The 18,361-nt window shown below is 67.4% G+C and carries 20 protein-coding genes and 4 pseudogenes; 9 read left to right on the top strand and 15 right to left on the bottom strand.

Annotated elements, in window-relative coordinates; all coding sequences use genetic code 11:
* The first annotated feature begins 54 nt into the window (after positions 1-54).
* From ABZ939_RS29270 to ABZ939_RS29260, 3 genes are all read left to right on the top strand, one after another.
* Complete coding sequence (locus ABZ939_RS29270) at positions 55-438, top strand: VOC family protein (RefSeq protein WP_361861523.1); 384 nt, start codon at positions 55-57, stop codon at positions 436-438.
* Entirely contained in the window at positions 435-1,310 is an 876-nt protein-coding gene (locus tag ABZ939_RS29265) for a sigma-70 family RNA polymerase sigma factor (RefSeq protein ID WP_361861520.1), read from the top strand. The genes ABZ939_RS29270 and ABZ939_RS29265 overlap by 4 nt, the downstream gene beginning before the upstream one ends.
* Positions 1,311-1,590: 280 nt before the next feature.
* A complete protein-coding gene (locus ABZ939_RS29260) occupies positions 1,591-1,806 on the top strand; it encodes a hypothetical protein (RefSeq protein WP_361861517.1) in 216 nt (71 codons plus the stop codon).
* A gap of 35 nt (positions 1,807-1,841) precedes the next feature.
* On the opposite strand, the gene ABZ939_RS29255 is transcribed toward ABZ939_RS29260, so the two are convergent.
* The 5 genes from ABZ939_RS29255 to ABZ939_RS29235 form a co-directional block, all read right to left on the bottom strand.
* Positions 1,842-2,252, bottom strand: coding sequence for an SRPBCC domain-containing protein (locus ABZ939_RS29255; protein WP_361861514.1), 411 nt, complete (start codon positions 2,250-2,252; stop codon positions 1,842-1,844).
* Entirely contained in the window at positions 2,249-2,563 is a 315-nt protein-coding gene (locus tag ABZ939_RS29250) for a metalloregulator ArsR/SmtB family transcription factor (protein ID WP_361861511.1), read from the bottom strand. The genes ABZ939_RS29255 and ABZ939_RS29250 overlap by 4 nt, the downstream gene beginning before the upstream one ends.
* Positions 2,564-4,050: 1,487 nt before the next feature.
* Positions 4,051-4,599, bottom strand: a complete 549-nt coding sequence (locus tag ABZ939_RS29245; RefSeq protein WP_361861508.1) for a DUF6262 family protein — start codon at positions 4,597-4,599, stop codon at positions 4,051-4,053.
* 29 nt (positions 4,600-4,628) lie between these two features.
* Positions 4,629-6,743: a tyrosine-type recombinase/integrase gene (locus ABZ939_RS29240; RefSeq protein WP_361861505.1), complete on the bottom strand. Its 2,115-nt coding sequence runs from the start codon at positions 6,741-6,743 to the stop codon at positions 4,629-4,631.
* Between the two features lie 71 nt (positions 6,744-6,814).
* The gene (locus tag ABZ939_RS29235; protein WP_361861503.1) at positions 6,815-7,936 is read right to left on the bottom strand and encodes a tyrosine-type recombinase/integrase; all 1,122 of its coding nucleotides are present in this window, start codon (positions 7,934-7,936) and stop codon (positions 6,815-6,817) included.
* A gap of 113 nt (positions 7,937-8,049) precedes the next feature.
* On the opposite strand from ABZ939_RS29235, the pseudogene ABZ939_RS29230 reads away from it, so the two are divergent.
* A pseudogene (locus ABZ939_RS29230) lies at positions 8,050-8,347 on the top strand (HNH endonuclease); the annotation flags it as partial.
* 62 nt (positions 8,348-8,409) lie between these two features.
* On the opposite strand, the gene ABZ939_RS29225 reads toward ABZ939_RS29230, so the two are convergent.
* Positions 8,410-8,667, bottom strand: coding sequence for a hypothetical protein (locus tag ABZ939_RS29225; RefSeq protein ID WP_361861501.1), 258 nt, complete (start codon positions 8,665-8,667; stop codon positions 8,410-8,412).
* 213 nt (positions 8,668-8,880) lie between these two features.
* Positions 8,881-9,261, bottom strand: coding sequence for a helix-turn-helix domain-containing protein (locus tag ABZ939_RS29220; protein ID WP_361861498.1), 381 nt, complete (start codon positions 9,259-9,261; stop codon positions 8,881-8,883).
* Between the two features lie 144 nt (positions 9,262-9,405).
* Between ABZ939_RS29220 and ABZ939_RS29215 the strand changes: the two genes are divergently transcribed.
* Positions 9,406-9,813, top strand: a complete 408-nt coding sequence (locus tag ABZ939_RS29215) for a RidA family protein (RefSeq protein WP_361861495.1) — start codon at positions 9,406-9,408, stop codon at positions 9,811-9,813.
* Positions 9,814-9,952: 139 nt separating this feature from the next.
* A complete protein-coding gene (locus ABZ939_RS29210; protein WP_361861608.1) occupies positions 9,953-10,453 on the top strand; it encodes a DM13 domain-containing protein in 501 nt (166 codons plus the stop codon).
* 42 nt (positions 10,454-10,495) lie between these two features.
* Here ABZ939_RS29210 and ABZ939_RS29205 read toward each other — a convergent pair.
* The 4 genes and pseudogenes from ABZ939_RS29205 to ABZ939_RS29190 all read right to left on the bottom strand — a co-directional run bounded on the left by ABZ939_RS29205 (position 10,496) and on the right by ABZ939_RS29190 (position 13,836).
* Positions 10,496-11,326: pseudogene (locus ABZ939_RS29205) on the bottom strand (IS5 family transposase).
* 44 nt (positions 11,327-11,370) lie between these two features.
* Complete coding sequence (locus ABZ939_RS29200; protein WP_361861492.1) at positions 11,371-12,066, bottom strand: hypothetical protein; 696 nt, start codon at positions 12,064-12,066, stop codon at positions 11,371-11,373.
* 122 nt (positions 12,067-12,188) lie between these two features.
* Positions 12,189-13,016 (bottom strand): hypothetical protein, encoded by an 828-nt coding sequence (locus tag ABZ939_RS29195; RefSeq protein WP_361861490.1) that lies wholly within the window; start codon positions 13,014-13,016, stop codon positions 12,189-12,191.
* Positions 13,017-13,545: 529 nt separating this feature from the next.
* Positions 13,546-13,836 (bottom strand): hypothetical protein, encoded by a 291-nt coding sequence (locus ABZ939_RS29190; RefSeq protein ID WP_361861487.1) that lies wholly within the window; start codon positions 13,834-13,836, stop codon positions 13,546-13,548.
* On the opposite strand from ABZ939_RS29190, the gene ABZ939_RS29185 reads away from it, so the two are divergent.
* A complete protein-coding gene (locus ABZ939_RS29185; RefSeq protein WP_361861484.1) occupies positions 13,835-14,233 on the top strand; it encodes a hypothetical protein in 399 nt (132 codons plus the stop codon). The genes ABZ939_RS29190 and ABZ939_RS29185 overlap by 2 nt on opposite strands.
* Positions 14,234-14,377: 144 nt before the next feature.
* Here the strand turns inward: ABZ939_RS29185 and ABZ939_RS29180 are convergent.
* The 3 genes and pseudogenes from ABZ939_RS29180 to ABZ939_RS29170 all read right to left on the bottom strand — a co-directional run.
* A protein-coding gene (locus tag ABZ939_RS29180) for an IS5 family transposase (protein ID WP_361861481.1) occupies positions 14,378-15,195 on the bottom strand; the annotation gives its coding sequence in 2 pieces (ribosomal slippage) (positions 14,378-14,853 and positions 14,853-15,195; 819 coding nt in all).
* Between the two features lie 45 nt (positions 15,196-15,240).
* Positions 15,241-15,450 (bottom strand): hypothetical protein, encoded by a 210-nt coding sequence (locus ABZ939_RS29175; protein ID WP_361861478.1) that lies wholly within the window; start codon positions 15,448-15,450, stop codon positions 15,241-15,243.
* A gap of 73 nt (positions 15,451-15,523) precedes the next feature.
* Positions 15,524-15,804 (bottom strand): annotated as a pseudogene (locus tag ABZ939_RS29170) (HNH endonuclease); the annotation flags it as partial.
* 31 nt (positions 15,805-15,835) lie between these two features.
* On the opposite strand from ABZ939_RS29170, the gene ABZ939_RS29165 reads away from it, so the two are divergent.
* Positions 15,836-17,077 carry a hypothetical protein gene (locus tag ABZ939_RS29165; RefSeq protein ID WP_361861605.1) on the top strand — a complete coding sequence of 414 codons (1,242 nt, stop codon included), beginning with the start codon at positions 15,836-15,838 and terminating at the stop codon, positions 17,075-17,077.
* A gap of 364 nt (positions 17,078-17,441) precedes the next feature.
* Complete coding sequence (locus ABZ939_RS29160) at positions 17,442-17,738, top strand: hypothetical protein (protein ID WP_361861475.1); 297 nt, start codon at positions 17,442-17,444, stop codon at positions 17,736-17,738.
* Positions 17,739-17,778: 40 nt separating this feature from the next.
* Here ABZ939_RS29160 and ABZ939_RS29155 read toward each other — a convergent pair.
* A pseudogene (locus ABZ939_RS29155) lies at positions 17,779-18,255 on the bottom strand (IS5 family transposase); the annotation flags it as partial.
* Between the last annotated feature and the right edge of the window lie 106 nt (positions 18,256-18,361).

The raw sequence follows: 18,361 nt of genomic DNA, 5'->3' as shown, positions 1-18,361 counted from the left end.
GTGTGACGACCGGATACGAACGGTCGTCGCACCCACGAGTGAATCGAGAACAGGATGCTGACCAACATCATGTACGTGACGATCTACGTCACCGATCAGGACCGCGCGCTGGAGTTCTACACCAAGGGACTCGGGCTTGAGAAGCGGCTCGATTTCCCGGGGCCCGACGGACGTTTCCTCACCGTCGGTGTTCCCGACAGCCCGGTGCAGATCATCCTGTGGTCGCATGCGGCGGCCGCGGGACAGCCCGGCGGCGCGGGAGCACCCGGTCCGCTGATCCTCGAATCCGAGGACCTGCGAAAGGATTTCGAGGTCATGCGCCGGCGCGGCGTCGTCTTCGAGGAGTCCGCGCCCGTGGACTACCCGTTCGGGGTCCGCGTCGAGGCAGTGGACCCGGACGGCAACCGGATCTCGCTCCGTCAGCAGCTCAAGCCGTGACCGCCCACCCGTCCGGTCTCGTGGCCGAGGCGTTCGAAGCCCAGCGCGATCGGCTGCGTGCCGTCGCGTACCGCGTGCTGGGCTCGCATGCCGATGCCGAAGACGTGGTCCAGGAAGCGTGGATGCGTCTCGCCCGCCAGGACGCGGCGTCTATCGGCAATCTGGCCGGATGGCTGACCACCGTGGTCGGCCGAATCAGCCTGGATCTTCTGAGATCCCGTCGAGCCCACCCCGAAACCGCCTACGAGCAAGAGTTCGCGAACCTCGTTGTGACACCCGACGATGACCCCGCGCCGGACGAGCTGGTGGCGCTGGCCGATTCGGTCGGCCTCGCCATGCTCGTCGTGCTCGACTCCCTCACCCCGAGCGAACGCCTGGCGTTCGTCCTGCACGACATGTTCGCGGTCCCGTTCCAGGAAATCGGCCAAATCCTGGGTAAATCCGCTGACGCCACCAAGATGGTCGCCAGCCGTGCCCGCCGCAAGGTCCAAGCCACGGACCGCACGACGGGCCCCGGCCGCGAGCACCGAGAGGTCGTCCAGGCATTCGGCGCCGCAGCCCTCAGCGGCGACTTCGAAGCGCTCCTGCGTGTCCTCGACCCGAACGTGAAGCTGACCGTCGACACCGCCGATGGCGTGGTCGTCACCCTCGGCGCCACCAAGGTCGCCGCCGGCGCCCGCATGTTCTCCGGCGAGGTCGCCCGCCAACGACCCGTGCTGCTCAACGGCGTCCCCGGCCACATGTCCTGGGGCCCCGACGGAAGACCTCTCTCCGTCATCGCCTTCATCGTCAGCGAAGGCCGGATCACCGGCATCCACATCGTCGTCGACCCGGCCAAACTCGCCTCGATCCATCTGCCCTCCCCGGACTGAGCCGGTGCCGTCAGGCTCGACCAGTCAGCGGGCTCAGTCTCGCCCCACTGACTCACCCCCGCGCTCAAGGACTCACCGTCCCGGTAATCGGTGAGTCCTTCTGCGTGTTCCCCAGTTGATTCACTTCGTGAACCAACTGAGGTAAAGAGCGGCTCTCAGCGGGTTCACTCGGTTCGTCCAACCGCTCCCGACTGCCGCCGCGCTTGCACAGGTCAAGGGCAGCCTGCGGCCATATGGCGGTGACGCCGGCGAGCTTGCCCAGCAGTTCCGGCCCGGGCCCGTGGCATCGGCCCCGGGCCGTCGCGCGGTCGCGCCGCAGCACGACGTGCACAGCCGCCCGATCCGCCTGGAGCTGTGCCGCTCCTGCGACACGGGCAACACCGATCGGCCCGCAGTCGGGATCCTGCTGCCGTGTTTCGCCCTCAGCGGTGGCAAGGACGTGACGCGCGCCGAGGTTCGCTCCTCGGTGGGCATCTTCATCTGGTCCGCTCGGTGATGCGGATATCGCTCGGCGGGGTTGAAGGGGCGGGATCAGGCGGCCTCGCCGACGGCGACCTCGAGACGCTCCAGGACGTGCGGCCATCCCTTGCCCATGCCCTCGTACGCCTGTCGGCCGATCGGGGAGTCGAGGTCGAAGTCTGCATGGGTGAGGACGAGGCGGGTTCCCCCGGCTTCCGGCCGCAGCGTCCACGTGATCGTCGTGTCGAGCGAGCCCTCGGCGAAGCGATAGGCAAGCAGTCGCTCGTTGTCCACCTCAATCACCTCGCAGGGCTGCCGGCCGAAGTTGCCCATGTCGAGGGTGAAGCGGTGACCGACAACGGGCTTGACGTCGCCGGCCGCCCACCAGCGAGCGTGCAGGTCGGGGTCGGTCAGGGCCTTCCACACCGCTGCCGGGGAGTGGGGCAGGAACTTCTCGCAGGTGATCGTGTTGTTCACGGTCATGTCTCGTCGTCCTCGTCCAGGAGATCGGCCAGCGCGTCCAAGCGCTGCTTCCAGTAGTGCTCGAACGGGTGCAGCCACTCGCCGACCTCGGCCAGCCGGGCCGGTTCGAGGTGGTAGAAGCGATGCCGACCGCGGGGCTCCTCACGCACCAGACCGGAGGTACGGAGCACCGCCAGGTGCTCAGAGACCGCCGGCCGCCCGAGCTCGAACATTCCGGCCAGCTCACCCGTGGAGCGCGGCCCTTCGCGTAGGACTTCGAGCAGTCTGCGGCGCACCGGGTTGGCCAGCACGCCGAACACGTCGGTTGGCATGACACAACCATACGTCGGAAAATCCCGACGCGTCAAAACTTTCCGACGTATCCTTGAGGCGTGGGCAGGATCTGCTCGGGGCCAGCTGGCAGTTCCCCCCGGGCCTTCCGGGTTGTCAATGGACTACCAGCGCTTCGTCAGGGCGAGTTAGGCATCCCCGGCCAACGAGCGGAGGCAATGCGTACGAGCCGTTGATTGCGGCGGGGCAGCACCGTGTCTGCGGTGAACCTCTTCACCCGCGCGGCTGAGCTGTACGCGAAACCGCTGGTCACATCCAGATCGCGACGAGTCCCGTACGGCTACACCCTCGACAAGTTCAGGCACTGGAACACCGGGCTCGACCCTGCCGATGGCTGCAACACCCGTGTTATCTGCATGGCCCGTTTGGGGTAGGTCACAACGCCGCTGGTGCATGGGTACTTTAGCGTTTCGGTGGTTGCTGAGGCACGTGAGTCACAGGATGCGGGAGGTCGGCGTTTCTGGGAACGCGGCCTGCTCGTTCTCACGCTGATCACTGCCCCTGTGCCACTGGAGAAGACCATCGTGCGTCTGAGCAGTAGGCAGAACCTGTGGACCCGCTGGCTCGGCTCCCGACGGGACCGAATGGGCCCATGTCTGCGTGATCGATCTGCCCGGTCGTGCCGTGCGCTTCCAGATCTCCTTCCAGCGCTCGGCCCTGGCAGCGAGAATTGCTTGGTTAGCATCGGTCTGGTGTGAGCTCAGCGTCACGCCGCATCGGGCGCAGAGCCGGTACAGGTAGTGGCCGGTTCTCCACCTGGTCGTCTCTCCTGACCCGATGCAGACCCGGCACGGCGAGGATGCTTCCGTGGTGGGGACGGTTGAACGCAGAATGCGTTCGACAACGGTTGGAAGCGGCTCGGTGGGGTGGAACTCGGGGTTCGGGCAATAGGCGAGGCTTCCTTCTGAGCCGCGGCCTTGAGCTCTCCAGCTGTTGTGTGACGTGGAGTGCCTCTGTCCGGCGGTCTTTTCTCCTCGGCGCTGCGCCACGAACGCGGCCTCTTCCGCCAGCCAGAGCTGGCGCGCGGTGTGAAGTTCCTGCACCGCGCGGACCAATGAGGTCGGGTCCTTCTCCAGATCAACCGGAATGTGGGCACTATGGCTCAGGTGGTGATAGGTCGCGCGGAATCCGTACGGAGCGAAGATCACCACGCACGTGCGCAAGGCCGCATGACGAGCACGAGCCGGAAGGCTTGCGTCATGGACGCGCCGACGATGCGTCTCAAAGCTGGGCACCGAGCAAGGCTACGGCCCAGTCGGTTGACGCGCATCCGACTATCGGCCAGGAGCCCACACTGCGTCGCCTGACGTCTCAAGGGTGTCTTCGGGTGAGCTTCGTTTTGGCGGTGTTTCGCACCCGTCTGGTGCGACCGCTCTCGGCAGATCTTAACGGGTCCATCGAGGCCGGTGGGGGTGTGTTCCTGTCCGAGGGCGGGAACACACCCCCACCGATGTTGCGGATCAGCAGGTCAGGGCACTGCGCGTATCGCTTTTCGCAGCGCGAGCCGGAGCGACGCGACGGTTGCTTCCGATTCCTGGTGTTGTTCCGCGAGCCTTCCGGCCCGAGTCCTGGCTTCTGAGAGGTCGGTGGCGAGGACCCGGTTGTGGTGTTCCAGGTCCTGGATCCGCCTGACCAGATCGGCTTGGGCCACGTGGTCGATCTCAGCTCCGAGGGCGAGTTGGACGCGGCGCTTGAGCCCGTCACGCTCCCGTTTCAGATCCTGGATCTCTTCCCGGGCGAACGCGAGGTCGGTGTGCAGGCTGGCGGGGGTGGTCCGCTCGGGCCGGGGTGCTGCTGCCGCTTCCATCCCGTGATGGGCCTGGTCGTTCATCGCGTCCCGGACCGCTGCTTTGACCGCGGGCTCGTTATAGACGAACCAGGTGGATACGCCTGCTTCCCGGGCGACGCGGGCGAAGGAGATCCGCTGTCCGGCTCGGAGTAGGTCGCGGACGACGCCTCGTGCCCGAGCGGACTTGGCCGTGCTGTCCGATTGCCTGGCCTGGCGCAACCGCGCCACGCGTGCGTCGCGGGACGATGCGGGTCCACTCACGCTCTGCCCCCGATCTTCAGGCTCTCCAGCGAGATGAAGGCGGCGGCCGACCGGGCCTTGCGCAGTTCCCGGGCCGCTTCCTCCACGGCGGCCCGCTCCTGTTCGGGGAGTTGTTCCAGCGTGCGCCGCATCTGCCCCAGCGACTTGCCGTAGCCGGCGATCTGGTCGTCGAAGTTGCGGATGACCCAGTCGGCGGCGCTCATCGCCAGGGCGGCCTCCTTGCCGGCCCGCAGTTCGGTGATCTGCTGTTCCAGGGCAGGGAGGTAGGAGGGATCGGGACGGTAGAAGTCGCATCCGGCGCACTGGAAGCGGATGCGGCAGTGCTGTCCGCCGGCTTTGACGTTGCTGGGTTCGCTGCATCCTCCGTAGGGGACCGCGACGGTCTGGCCTTCGTAGGCCAGGGCATCGCTGTATCCGCGGGAGTTTCCGTGCCGGTCGGTGGTCAGCGGAGCGACGGCTTCCACGGCTTTGCGTTTCCGCTCCAGGGAGACCTTGAAGTAGCCCATGGTGGTGTCGATTTCCCGGTGATCCATCAGCTCGCGCAGGTGGTCCACGGCGACGCCGGCGTCGGCATGCCGTTGCGCGTAGGAATGCCGCAGCCCATAGACGATGATCTCCGTGCGATCGAACGGAACGGGGTGTCCCTCGTCGTCGAGCCCATCGTCCAGCAGGGCGGGCATCCTGTTCACCCAGGTCCGGAAGATCTTGGCGGAGAAGTGGTGTGCGGACATGTGGCCGCGGAGGGTGCGGTTCTGGCCGGGCGCGGGAAAGAGCCATTCCTCACCGAGGTCCCGTACCGGGAGGCCGGACAGCTTCTTCTCCCATGCCTCGATGTCACGGGCTGTGGTCTCGGTGATGGGTAGCCGGCGCCCGTAGCGGCGGCGTTTGAGGTTGTCGTAGATGAGGGTGGGTTTCCCGTCGACCCGCTGGACGCAGCCGCGTTTGAGGCGGGCCGTCTCTTCCGGGCGGCGGCCGGTGTCCCGCACGATCCGGTAATACGCGGCATACATCTGCGTGTAGTCGCTGCTGGTCCATCCGCCTCGTTCGTAGCTGGTGCCGATCAGGTGCAGATGCTCGTCGAGCTGGGCGATGACATGTTCGGGGATCGCCCGGCCGAGCTCGTCCTCGGTGTCCTCCTGCGTGCTGCCCATTTGGTGGAAAGCGGGAGAGAGAGCGAAGGTGCCGGGGACCTGGTCCATGAGCCCGAGCAGCCGGGCACGGTCCAGGAATCTTCGCCAGTGCCCCAGCAGTGCCTTGCGGTGCTGGTCGCCGTAAGGCATGCGGGTCTTGGGATTGGCTGCGGTGCGGAATGCGTCGACGACGGTGCTCATGTCCGCGAGCTGTAGCTTGCCGGGGGTGTCGCCATGCGGCCTGGCGACGAGCGCGGCCGAGGCGATTGATGCCGCCTGAACGGCGAACCGCAGCTCGATCACGGTCGGCCGCACCTGCCGCCCGTACTCCTTGGCGACCTCGCGCAGCCATGTCTGCCGCAGCCTGGTGAAGTCGATGGTCCCGGAGGTGGCCCGGTACTCACGGCCCTTTCCGGCGAGCAGGCCGACCAGGCGGCAATCCCAGATGTCGCCTGCGGTCGGGTCGGAGCCCTCATTCTGGGTGCGGGCCCGGGCCAGCTGGTCCGTCAGGCCCCGGAACGTCGCACTCTGGAGCTTGTCGAGGGCCGCGGGGAATCCAGGACCGAGCTCGAACAGCGAGCTCAGGCCGGCCGGCAGCTTCGCCGTGAGGGACCGGATGCGGGCCGGAACCAGGATGACGTCCAGCTGATCCCGTTGCTGAAGTGCGTAAAGGATCTCCGTGCGCACCGTTGCCGACAGCGGTGCGAGCGAGAACCGGGACTGTCCGATCTCCTGGCGGGCGTAGCGGGCTCCCGGCTGGTGCGTCTCCGCGAAGTCCGGCCGGTCCTCCTCCTCCTTCTTCTTCCGCCGGTGGTAGTCGCAGGCGGAGCAGTAGCTGTTGAACGACTCCACCATCGCCGTGCAGCGGACCACCCGGCAGCGATATGCCGCCGTCCGCGGGTTGTCCACCGAGCCGGTGAAGACGTTCGTCTCCCCGTCCCACTCATCGGTCCGCCAGTACGGATCGAGCCGGCCGGTCAACCATCCACTCCAGTGCGGCAGGTTCGGGGCATCAGCTCCACGCGGCTGCGGCACCGCCGCAAGCACCGCGCTCACCGGCCGGTCCGCGCGGCGGCCAGTTCCACGGCAGCACGCAGGTCGTCGTCCGTCGCGTGCAGGTAAACGGCCGTACTCGCGGACGAGACGTGGCCCAGAAGTGTCTGCACCACGTCCGCATCAACGCCGTTACGAACCCACCGAGTCGCGGCGGTGTGCCGCATCATGTGCGGACGGGCACGGAAACCGCAGCGGATTCCGGTCCGTTCGATGATCTGTTTGGCGTTGGAGTACGTCATCGGCCGTGCGGCGTACGGGCCGGCCAGATTCACGAACACGTAGTCGGAGCCGGCAGCCCCGGGCACTCCTTCGCGTTCCCCGAGATGATCGCGGTATCGGTGGACCGATGTCCCGACAAGTGGCACGACCCGTGGCCGGCCGCCCTTCGCGCGAGCCCCGTTGGTGTTGTCCTGCCGAGGCCGGACATGCAGATGGGGACCCCGGTGACGGCACCCCAGGTGGGTCGCGTCGGGCAGCAGATGCATGTCCTCGCGCCGCAGGCCCAGGGCTTCACCGATCCGCAGACCACCTGCGAGGAGAATGCTGAGCAGGAGGCGATCACGTGCTGTCCGCGCAGCCTCGACGACCTGCTGGGACTGCTTCAAGGACAGGACCGCCGGAGGCTTCTCGATCTCCGGGGCCTTGAGTATTCGGGCCCGGACTGTCTGGTGTTCCCCGCCCTCACCACGGTGGTAACCGACCGGTGCGAACCGGAGGAAGCGGGGTTCGGTTAGCCGGTCTGCGACCTCCTGCGGAATGTGGCCCTGGGCGGCGCAGAAACGCAGGAACTCGCAGACCGAGGTGAGGTGTGCGTTGACCGTCTTACCCGTGGGCAGCCGACGGCTCCGGCGATCGGGGGTCTGCTCGACGTGGAACTTGTACCGGGCCAGGTCTCCCAAGGACACCGCCCGCCAATCGGTCCCCCGCCCGGCGCACCAGTTCAAGTACCGGCTAATCCGCGGCAGATAACTACGCTGAGTGTGTGGTGATCGTCCACGTGCCTGAAGGCTCAGCGAATAGTCACGAGCTTCCTCGTGGATCTCGAAGGTCTGGTCATGGACCAAGACCATGGTCACAGTGCCTGTGCTTGGTGACACGGCCCGTTCCATGCGCAACATCAAATACTCCTGAGTGATTCTTGTGCCTCACCCCATCATCACGTTCAGTGAGGCACAGCGGATCGGAGCACCTGTGACGCACGTGCCTCAGACCCTCAGAAGCAATGCAGATAACCCGCGCCGAGGTCCTCCTCGACGAGGCGACCGCCGCCCCGACCGTCTCGGCCGGCTGCAAGCTGTCCGGCGGCACGTGGCTGTCGTACTACGACGGCCAGGAGGTCAACGACCCGAGCAAGCTCGACATCGACCCCATGGTGCCGCTCGCCGAGTGCCCACTGCCGGTACGTAGGCGGGTGGGTGGCCACGAAGCTCCGCTGTGGCCTGAGTGCGGACCAGGCCGAGGCGGACGCGCTCAAGGTGTACGCCGAGACCTGCGAGACCACCGTCGTCCACTACACGCCCGCCAAGTAACCCGCGTCGCCGACGGGCACTCGCGCCCGTCGGCGGTACGGTCGGTCCACCAGCGCGCAGTGTCAGGTGTCTTCGGGATCCAGCTCGAACATGAAATAGATGGTCAGGCAGTTGGGCTCGTCCTCGTCATGGAAGAAGTCCCACGACACGTCCAGGACGCGGATCTTATGTTCCCGCACCCACTCATGGGCCTTCTTGAAAGCGTCCGCGGCAGTCGTGGCGGGGAACAGCTTCCTGGCGACGGGATGGACCCCGGTCTCAGCGTCCGAGTCGTCGAAGCCCTCCGGAACATCCAGGCGGAAGTTGGGATCGAACACCATGGAGTGCGCCCTTCCAGTCGGTTCACCGGTACGAATTGACACAGTTACCCTCCAAGGGCGCCGCCTGGTAAGACCGCCGCCCACCCGGAAGAGTTGCTTCCGTCGGCCATGGGGCGAGAGACGGCCCCTCCATCGGTGGCGGACACCGCCCCCGGTTGTGAGCCGGTGAGTGGGTTTCCTTCGCGGTTGCGCGGCGAGCGAGTCCTCAACCGGTCAGGCGTCGAAGCGGTGGCGGGAGGTCTCGATGTGGCCGAGGTACCGGTGGGTCCAGTGGCACAGACCCTCGATCGTCACCCGCAGGGCCAGGCCCGGCTCGGTGAGGGCGTACTCGACCCGCGGCGGCACGACGGGATGCACGGTCCGCGAGACCAGACCGTTGCGTTCCAGCATGCGCAGGTTCTGGGTGAGCATCTTGTGGCTGATGCCCTCGATCTCGTTCCGCAGTTCGCCGAAGCGCAGGGTGCTCTCCCCCAGGGCCTCGATGATCAGGAGCGCCCACTTGTTGGCGACGTCCGAGAAGATCTCCCGCGCCAGAGAGTCCGCCCGTCGCAGGTTCGCTTCGTCGGGCGAGCCCGTGTACTGCTTGGTCACCATCAGGTTCCCCAGTCACCGAAAAGTGCGTTCTTCCATGTCAGCAGACACTCTCCTACGGTTCCTGAGTAACCACAAGAGACCAAGGGATCGCCTTGGTCCGGTGGCGGCGAGCCCACGGGGCTCCCACGACAGGAGGCAGAAGCCATGGCCATCACCCTGGTGAACCCCAGCGGATTGCCGGAGATCGACGCCTACCGGCAGGTGTCGGTCGCGACCGGGTCGAAGCTGGCCTTCATCGCCGGACAAGTGGCATGGGGCGCCGATGGGGTCACGGTCGGCGATGGTGACCTCGCCGCTCAGGTCGAGCAGTGCTACCTCAACATCGGCACCGCTCTGGCCGGGGTCGGCGCGTCCTTCGACGACGTGGCGAAACTGACCGTCTACGTCGTCGACTGGACCCCCGACAAGATGGCGATGCTGATGGAGGGGGTCACCCGGGCGGCCGCGAAGCTGGGGGCCGCACCGGTCCCGCCGGCCACGCTGCTGGGCGTCGCGGCACTGGACGTACCCGAGCACCTGGTCGAGATTGAGGCCACCGCCGTCATCGACTGACCGGCCCTGCGGTTCTGAGGCCGGCCGTCTGGAGCAGGGTAGGCCCGCAGGGTTGAATCGGGGTGGATCAAAGAGGTCCCGAGAGAAGGGTGTTGTGGTGGCGAGGAATGGCAGGCGGCGGACTCTGGTGCTCGGCGCAATGCTGGTCGTGGCGGTCTTGGCGGGTGCCGGGGTCTACTGGTTCCAGCCCTGGAAGCTGTGGACGGACGAGGAGGTCAACGACGCGCTGCCACAGGCGTCCGCGTCTTCGTCCTCGGGCGTGTCCGGCGGGCCCGGGGCGGCCGGTCCTCGTACTGTCGCGCGGGGCGGGCTGATCAGTCACGAGCACGCCACCACGGGCTCGGTGAAGGTCGTCGAGCTCCCCGACGGGTCCCGCACGCTCCGGCTGGAGAACCTGGACACCAGCAACGGGCCGGACCTACGGGTTTGGCTCACCGATGCTCCGGTGAAGGAGGGCGTGGCGGGCTGGCGGGTGTTCGACGACGGGAAGTACGTCAGCCTGGGCAAGCTCAAAGGGAACAAGGGTGACCAGAACTACCCGATTCCGGCCGATGTTCGCCTCGATGACTTCACGAGTGTGGCGATCTGGTGCGATCGGTTCGATGTGTCCTTCGGTGCCGCGGAACTCAGCCGGATTTGATTCGCTGAACCCTGCTGGAGTGCTAGGTTCTGTCGTCAAATGTCACGCCCACATCAGGAGAGATGCCAGGGTGACGGCTGCTTCGTAGGACTGGGCGGTCTTGTCGTAGCGGGTGGCGATGCCTCGCCACTGCTTCAGGCGGTTGAAGCACCGTTCCACGACGTTGCGCCGCTTGTAGGTGTCGCGGTCGAAAGCGGGTGGCCGGGCCGCCGCGACTGCCGCGCCGGAGCCGGTTGCTTGCCTGGTCGACCCGCTCGGGCATCGTGTGCGGGATGCCCCGGCGGCGGAGCCAGGCCCGGATCGCTTTCGAGCTGTACCCCTTGTCGCCCAGGACGTGATCGGGTCGGACCCGGGGGCGCCCCGGTCCCACGCGGGGCACCCGGATTGCTTCCATGACTACGGCGAACTGGGTGCAGTCGTTGGTGTTGCCGCCAGTGACGACGAAAGCGAGCGGACGGCCTAGGCCGTCACAGGCCAGGTGAATCTTGCTGGTCAGACCGCCTCTGGACCGGCCGAGGCCCGGATTGCGGACCCCCCTTTTCGAGCCCCGGCCGCGTGCTGGTGGGCACGGACGACCGTGGAGTCGACCGACACCAGCCACTCGACGTCGCCTGCGGCGTCCGCCTTCGCCTGGGCGGCGCGCAGCATCCGGTCGAACGTTCCATTCGCCGCCCACCTGCGGAAACGCGTGTGGAGCGTGGCCCACGGCCCATAACGCTCGGGCACGTCCCGCCATGCCGTCCCGGTGCGGAACTTCCACACGATCCCGTTCAGGACCCTGCGGTCATCCAGCCGCTTCCGCCCCCGCAACGACTCAGGCAGCAGAGGTCGGACGAACTCCCACTCGGCATCAGACAGTTCATGGCGACGTATCACCGCCTCATGATCCACCACGCAAGATCATTTGAGGGCCCTGCCTAGTGGCCCAAGTTGTGCTGCCAGGCCAGGGTCGAGACAAGCTCGGCGCTGAAAGCCTCGCAGAGCGCGAGTGCCTCTCGACCGGCTGCAGTGCCCAAGAGCCCCGCAGCTGGCGGCAGTGCCAGAACGATGTCGTGACAAGCGGCCTCGGCGGCGAGGTTACACGCGCTGTAGTAGCTGAAGTCGGCGCCGCGGCCCTGGCCAGACGCGGTCGCGAGGTACTGCTCGTGGGCGCGGTGAGCCGGGTGGTCCCACAGCGAATCTTGCATGCTGCTGTCGAGCCATCCGGACACCTCGCGAGGTCGGCGGATGATCCGCTCGGTCTCCTCCGCACTCAGCTCGTCCAGTACGTTCCACATCTCCAGCTCAGCCATGGCCTCTACCTGGACTTCGGCGATGATGCTGTCCAGTTCCCCTTCCTCTGGGTCGGTGAAGAAGGGGGTGCTGACCATTTCGGCAACCGCCTCCGTGTAGGCGCGGTGGGACTCCTCCTCTCCCGGGGTGAGAATCATGGCGCGGAATACGCGCTCCACAACCGTGCGGTGAAGACCCCACTCGGGGTCGAGCCTCAGCATCAGCAGCGGCGCACGGAGCCGCCAGAGCGCCAGCGTGGCCGCGTGGCGGCGCTGGAGGGTCGTCATGGCAGCGCACCGATCCGTGAGCGCAGCGTCGTCCAGCTCATCGAATGCATCCATGATCCCTACCCAATCAGCGCCCGTGTCCGGGCCACACTCTAGGTTCTGCCTGCAACGGTGGGCCTACCAAGCCGCCGTCACCGCCGCACCCCTGTGTGGGAGTGCAATTTTGAAGACACTGCCTAGGACGAGCGCCAGACCCACGCCAGCGCGGCCCCTGGCGTCACGCAGGACAGGAAGGCCGCCGGGCGGGCCAGGCCGCCGGCCTCCCAGCCCAGGGCGGTCGGCAGGAGGAGGAGCAGGCCGAGGAGCAGGATGCCGAGGGCGGGGAGGTGTACGGACGGCGTGAACCGTCGTACGTCGCGCGGCATTTCGTACTTGAGCGCGCCCGTCAGGATGGCTCCCGCAAAAATAACCGGGAAGAGGGTGATGATGAGCATTCGGGTGCCGATCGCACCCGTGCCCCAGCGGCGGCCGTCCTCCAGGACCGGCGAGTCCGGGCGGGGGTCGCCCGGCGCGTAGTAGACGTTGATCGTCATGCCCGCCTTCGGCGGGTCGTAGCGGGTGTACATCTTGGGCACGGTCACGTCGCGCGGACCGCTGTGGTACGGGATGCGCAGGACCAGGTCGGTCTCGAAGTACACCGGCTCGTCGGAGGCGTTGTGCCCGCGGATCGGGTCTCCGGCAAGCCGGACGACGGTGGCGGAGTAATGCCCGTACCCCGCCGCCTCCAGGCGCTCGGTCTCCCGCCCGTACTCCGTCGACACCATGAAACCGAGGTTGAAGCAGGCCAGCGTGGCCAGCGGCACCAGCCAGGCGACCAGCCACACCAGCCCGCGGCCGCCGGCTGGGGGAAGGCCGGTGTGTTGCGGGGCCCGGCGGGAGGCTGCGATCCAGGCGGCGGCGAAGACCACGCTCAGCGCGGCAAGGCCCGTCTCGGCGACCAGCGGCGGGTACGGGCCGACGCCCCACAGCACGCAGCCGACCGCCCCCGTGGCACTTAGCAGCATCCCCCAGCCGGTGAGCGTGGTCCACACGCTCCGCCGGTACGTGGGTCTCACCCGCGGCGACGTCTTCTCCAACCGCACCATGCCTGCCCCCCTCTGGACACCCCTCCACACGTGCGTCCCGCAGCCTAGTACTCCAGCAGCCCGGCGAAACGCGCAGGTCAAAGGCAAAATCTTGCTGGAGTACTAGTTGGCTGCCCGCCGCGGGCGAGGTGACGGCGCGGCCACGGGGCCGCGTCCTCCGCCAGCGGGGCGACCAGACTGGGCAGGAGGGGGACCTGCGGTGCCCCCGTCGGCTATCTCGACCGCCGGCACTGCTGCCTGTGCTGGCGGCGGATGAAAGAGCAGGACGCGAAGGCGACGTGTCCGTCCTGCGGCAAGGACCGCGTGCTCCAGCAGGATACGGGCCGGTGCATCATCCGCTCGCGCGTCTGCGAGCTGTGCGGTCATCCTGTCCGCGCGGCCGGGAACCGTCTGTGCCCCGACTGCCGCCGCAAGGCCGACCAGCGTGAGGCATGGCCACGGCCAACCCTCACGTGATGGTCACCGAGAGAACGAAGGCTGGGCGATGCCCGGCCTCAACTGCCTGTCGTTCCCACGTCCTTAACGACTGCGGATACCACCCCGGACGATCCGCAGCACCCGGCTCGTCGACCTGGTAAACACCATGGACCCCAAGCTCGTCGCTGCCGCGTTCGGCACAGACCCGCAAGCCACCCTCATCTATCTCGCCGACCACGTCGACCCAGGACGACTCCCGCAGCCGTGAACAGCTACCAACCCGCTGGCCAGGGTAAATATCGTCCTGCAGAATCAGCAGCATGCCGCGCGTCTTGTGTGACCACTGCCGATGCCCCCTCACGGGACAGGTCACCAAGATCAAAGTGCCGCCCTTGGTCCCGATGTCACAGATCCCCGGTGTCCGGACACGACCGGCGCGGATGCCCCGCGGCACCTACGCTCCGAACTTCCGGCTGGACGAGTTCGATACCAACCTCGCCGGTCTCATCGTTCATCCTGACGACGTCGTTGGCACCGACTGGCACCCCGACGACATGCGATGGATGGACTGTTGCCAGGGTCCCGCCGGTGGTAACGGTCTGATTCTCGTCTGCTCGGGTTGCCGGACTGAGGTGGCCACGCCGCAGGCAGACTGCTACACCCAGGACCAGGTGGTATTCGAGCCTGCCGCAGTCTGTGTCTCCTACGCCGACGACTGATCTCACGACCTCGCACGGCCGAACCTGTTGAGTTTCGGCGCTGCCTGACACAGGTTCGCCGGAACATGTGCGAAGAGCTCGTTGACGAGCTTGGTCACCAGGCCGTACTTGACCCGGGACTGACCGCGGTCCTAAGACCGTGTCCTATGTGGTGAGGCGGAGAAGCCGTTTGTAGCAGCAGAGGGCGGCGGCGAGGCCGAGGAAGGCCAGGTAGTTGCGGGGGTGGCGTTCGTAGCGGTGGTTGAGTCTGCGGTAGCCGGTCAGCCAGGACATGGTTCGTTCGATGACCCAGCGGCGTCGCCCTAATCGTTCGCTGGACTCGATGCCTTTGCGGGCGATGCGGACGCCGATGCGTTTGCCGCGGAGCCATTTACGCAGGTGGGGGATGTCGTAGGCCTTGTCGGCGTGGAGGCGTTGGGGCTTGAAGTTCCGGCCGCTGTGGGGGTCGTGTTTCGTTTGGAGTCCCGCGACCATGGGCTTCAGCCCTTCGCTGTCGTGGGTGTTGGCGGCCGAAGCACCGACGACGAGGGGCAGTCCGTTCGCGTCCGACAGGACGTGCATTTTGGAGCCCGGTTTGCCCCGGTCCACGGGGCTCGGGCCTGTGAGTTCGCCCCCTTTTTGGCCCGCACGTGGGCGGAGTCGAGGACGACTCGGGACAGGTCGAGCAGGCCTGCGTCGTCGAGCCTGTGCAGGATCTCCTCGTGGAGCCGGCCCCACACGCCGGCCCTCGACCAGATCAGGAACCGGCGATGGGCGGTCGACTTCGATATGCCGAAACAGGGTGGCAGCGATCGCCAGGCGCACCCGCTGACCAGCACGTAGATGATGGCCGCGAACAGCGTCTCATCAGGGGTGTCCTGAGTCCCGCCGCCCTGCGGACGCACCCTCGACGGCGGGATCAACGGCTCCGCGATCTCCCACAACCCGTCCGGAACAATCCAACTCCACGTACCCCGCCCCATGAACAGCCCAACGACCGCCTCACCACATAGGACACGGTCTAAGGATCAGCGGTAGTCGTCTTCGTCGAGGTCGACGACTCGGGCCTGCTCCACCATGTCGCCGTCATTGCCACCGGCGGGGTCGTTGGTGGGCACGGAGTCGTCGTGATGTTGGAATTCGGGCTGCTGCTCCTCGGCGTCGTCCCGGGAGGCTTGGCTGGCGCTCTCGGCTCCGATGCCTTCGAAGGTGTGGGGGTCGCTTGGATTGACCGTCATGGCTTCTCCCTGTGTTTCGATCAGTGGCCGGACCGTACCGCCGACGGGCGCAGGTGCCCGTCGGCGGCGCGCATCACGGGGCAGGCGTGTAGTGCACGACGGTGGTCTCGCAGGTCTCGGCGTACACCTTCAGCGAGCCTGCCTCGGCCTGGTCCGCGCTCAGCCCCCAGCGGAGCTGCGTAGCCACCCACTCGCCGACGTACCGACAGTGCGCGTCGGGCAGCGGCGGCATCTACGCGGCCGGGTCCTGGTCGGCCTTCGGTTCGACCGGGCGGTCACGGCGACGAGCGAGGAGGCGACGTCCTGGTCGTTCGCGTACGCCTCACGCCGCTTCGCCGCCCAAGCGGAAGCGCCAGCCGGCAGGGAGCGTCATTCCACGTACGAGATATTCGAGCTGGAGGGTGATGTCAGAGGGAAGGGCTACGGTACGTCGCTGTGGACGCTGCTGATCTTGACTATCGAGCCCGGACGCAGTCTGGCTGCATCCCACCGCATCTGGTCTCCCGGCTTCTCGAACTCGGCCATGCCGAGGTGGTGGGGTTGTGGGCCAGCCATGGGGAGTGGTTCTGCGCGCGGGATGGAGGACGGGCACCCGCTGGCACTGCAGTTCCACTCACGCCTGCTCGCCCGGCACGGCGGGGGCGACGAGGCATTCAGCCTGCTGCGGCCGCACGTTCAGGACTGGTTCCTCGCCGCGGCCCTGGTCGACGTCGCGGACGGCGCCGGCCGGGATGACGAGGCGGCGGAGTTGCTCGAGGCCCACATCCCGGACGAGCACCGGTGCGACAGCCCGTGGTGCTGCCGTGGCCTGGACCCCGACATGGCGATCGGGCTGCTTGCCACGATCCGTGAACGCCAGGGCCGCGTCGGCGACGCCATCGCTCTGCTGCGCACCCGGGACAAGACCTCGCTCAACAATCGGGACCAGCTGGCCGACCTGCTGGCCCGGCGGAACCGAGTCGCAGAACTGCGTGCGTACGCGGCGACTGAGCCTTTCGGAATCGCTGCGCGGCGCCTGGCGGAGCTGCTGGAGGAGCGCGACGACGTGGAGGGCGCGATCGCCGTGTACCGGCAGGTCGGTGATGCGTCCTTCTGCCCGGGAAACGTGGCAGTGGATCTCGCGCAACTCCTGGCGCGCCACGACCGGGGCGAGGAGGCGATCGAGGTAATGCGGGCCTTGGCCGACCTTCCCGGCGGGGCCGAAGACTGGATCCTCCACCTGCTCTGCACCCTCTACGCCGACCAGGGCCGCCCCGAGGACGGCCTGGCCTACCTCGACGCCCTCAAGGAACGCCGTGGGGAGGAGGAGTGGGACCTCTTCTGGATACGGCTTCCGCTGATGGCCGCCTGCGACCGGGTCAACGAAGCGTTGGAGCGGGCTCGGGCCCATCCCGAAGGCGGCACGTCGTACGCGGCACCGCACATTGCCGAGCTGCTGGCCAGCGCCGGACGCACCGAGGAGGCTGTCGCGATCCTGCGACCCCACGCCCCCGCAAGCAGCCACGACGTGGCCGGGTACCTCATCGACCTCGGCCGCATCGAAGAGGCCGTGGCTGTCCTGCACCAGGACAAGCCCCGTCCGCCCCAGCCCTCCACCGTCGCTTGGAGTGAGGAGCCCCCGTTCTGAAGCTCTGCCTGGCCCACGCCGAGGGCGGGTCGGCCCGCCGAGCTGACCGCGTCACAAGGGCCCAGCCCCTGAGCAGAACTGTTGTTGGCCTGCGTGACGGACGTCAAGGAAGGCGGTCCAGTCGGAAGAGCCGAGGAACGGGGTGCCGGTCAGGCGGACGCGGGCTCGTGAGGCTGCCACGCCACCGTTGGTTCAGTGAGTGTCCAAGGAGCCCCGAGGCGCACGACGATGGTCGCATGTACTACGCGGACCTCAGCCCATATGCCTACTGGGACGACGGTGAGGAATTCACCGACCTAGGGCGTTTCCTCTGGATCACTTCGACGTCCGGCAGTTGAAGCGGGCGGGCGGTACAGTGCGCGCCGTGGACATACCCGACTGGCTCGTGTGGATCGCTGTCGTCCTGGTCGTCTTTCAGGCCCTCGCCCTCGTCCGGGTCATCGGCCTGATGACCGGCCCTGACCTTTCGGCGCGTTCCAAGGCACGTCTCGACCTGCTGGAGACCGTCGGCACCCTGCTGCTTCTCGTTGGCCTTCTGCTGGGCTACACGGTGGCGGAATCCTGGTCCTTGCTCGGCCTCGCCGGCTTCGTGCTCATCACCGCCGGCTACGTCTGGAAGGGCGTCCGCCTGCTCCGGGACCGCCGTCGGCCCACGGCTTGATCCGTCGGGGAGCCCCATCCGCCTAGGCCGTTTCTTCGGATCATCTCGCCGACCAGATGAAGATGGCGGCGAGGTGCAGTCCGGCGAGGTAGACGGTGGCGGTCTTATCGTATCGAGGGGCCATGCCGCGCCACTGCTTGAGCTTGTTGATGCACCGCTCGACCGTGTTGCGCTGCTTGTAGGCCACGCGGTCGAAGGCCGGTGGGCGGCCGCCTCGGCTGCCGCGGCGTTTGCGGTTGGCGGCCTGGTCGGAGGGCTGCGGGATCACGGCCCGGATCCCGCGCCGACGGAGGTAGGCCCGGATCGCGCGGGACGAATAGGCCTTGTCGGCCAGGACCACGTCCGGTGCGATCCGAGGCCGGCCGATCGGCCTCGGCACCCGTAAGCGAGCCATGACCTGGGTGAAGGCGGGTGCATCACCGGCCTGGCCAGGTGTGAGGACGAAGGCGAGCGGCCGGCAGTGACTGTCCGCGGCGAGGTGGATCTTGGTGGTCAGTCCGCCGCGGGAGCGTCCGAGGGCATGATGGTCCGGCTCACCGGCCGGGGCCCCTTTTGAGGGGCACCGGCGGCGTGCTGGGGGGGGGCACGGACGATGGTGGAGTCGACGGCGAAGACCCAGTCGA

Origin of the sequence: Streptomyces sp. NPDC046712 (assembly GCF_040645695.1) — a bacterium.
Classification (GTDB): Bacteria; Actinomycetota; Actinomycetes; order Streptomycetales; family Streptomycetaceae; genus Streptomyces.
The sequence above is the reverse complement of the archived record's forward strand: the minus strand, read 5'-3'. Positions and strand labels throughout refer to the sequence as shown.

Excerpts from the sequence above, each read along its gene's own strand:
- ABZ939_RS29270 (WP_361861523.1), top strand. The coding sequence starts at position 55 with ATGCTGACCAACATCATGTACGTGACGATCTACGTCACCGATCAGGAC.
- ABZ939_RS29255 (WP_361861514.1), bottom strand. The coding sequence starts at position 2,252 with ATGACCGTGAACAACACGATCACCTGCGAGAAGTTCCTGCCCCACTCC.
- ABZ939_RS29250 (WP_361861511.1), bottom strand. The coding sequence starts at position 2,563 with ATGCCAACCGACGTGTTCGGCGTGCTGGCCAACCCGGTGCGCCGCAGA.
- ABZ939_RS29235 (WP_361861503.1), bottom strand. The coding sequence starts at position 7,936 with ATGTTGCGCATGGAACGGGCCGTGTCACCAAGCACAGGCACTGTGACC.
- ABZ939_RS29225 (WP_361861501.1), bottom strand. The coding sequence starts at position 8,667 with ATGGTGTTCGATCCCAACTTCCGCCTGGATGTTCCGGAGGGCTTCGAC.
- ABZ939_RS29220 (WP_361861498.1), bottom strand. The coding sequence starts at position 9,261 with ATGGTGACCAAGCAGTACACGGGCTCGCCCGACGAAGCGAACCTGCGA.
- ABZ939_RS29215 (WP_361861495.1), top strand. The coding sequence starts at position 9,406 with ATGGCCATCACCCTGGTGAACCCCAGCGGATTGCCGGAGATCGACGCC.
- ABZ939_RS29210 (WP_361861608.1), top strand. The coding sequence starts at position 9,953 with ATGCTGGTCGTGGCGGTCTTGGCGGGTGCCGGGGTCTACTGGTTCCAG.
- ABZ939_RS29200 (WP_361861492.1), bottom strand. The coding sequence starts at position 12,066 with ATGGATGCATTCGATGAGCTGGACGACGCTGCGCTCACGGATCGGTGC.
- ABZ939_RS29195 (WP_361861490.1), bottom strand. The coding sequence starts at position 13,016 with ATGCTGCTAAGTGCCACGGGGGCGGTCGGCTGCGTGCTGTGGGGCGTC.
- ABZ939_RS29185 (WP_361861484.1), top strand. The coding sequence starts at position 13,835 with ATGCCGCGCGTCTTGTGTGACCACTGCCGATGCCCCCTCACGGGACAG.
- ABZ939_RS29190 (WP_361861487.1), bottom strand. The coding sequence starts at position 13,836 with ATGCTGCTGATTCTGCAGGACGATATTTACCCTGGCCAGCGGGTTGGT.
- ABZ939_RS29175 (WP_361861478.1), bottom strand. The coding sequence starts at position 15,450 with ATGACGGTCAATCCAAGCGACCCCCACACCTTCGAAGGCATCGGAGCC.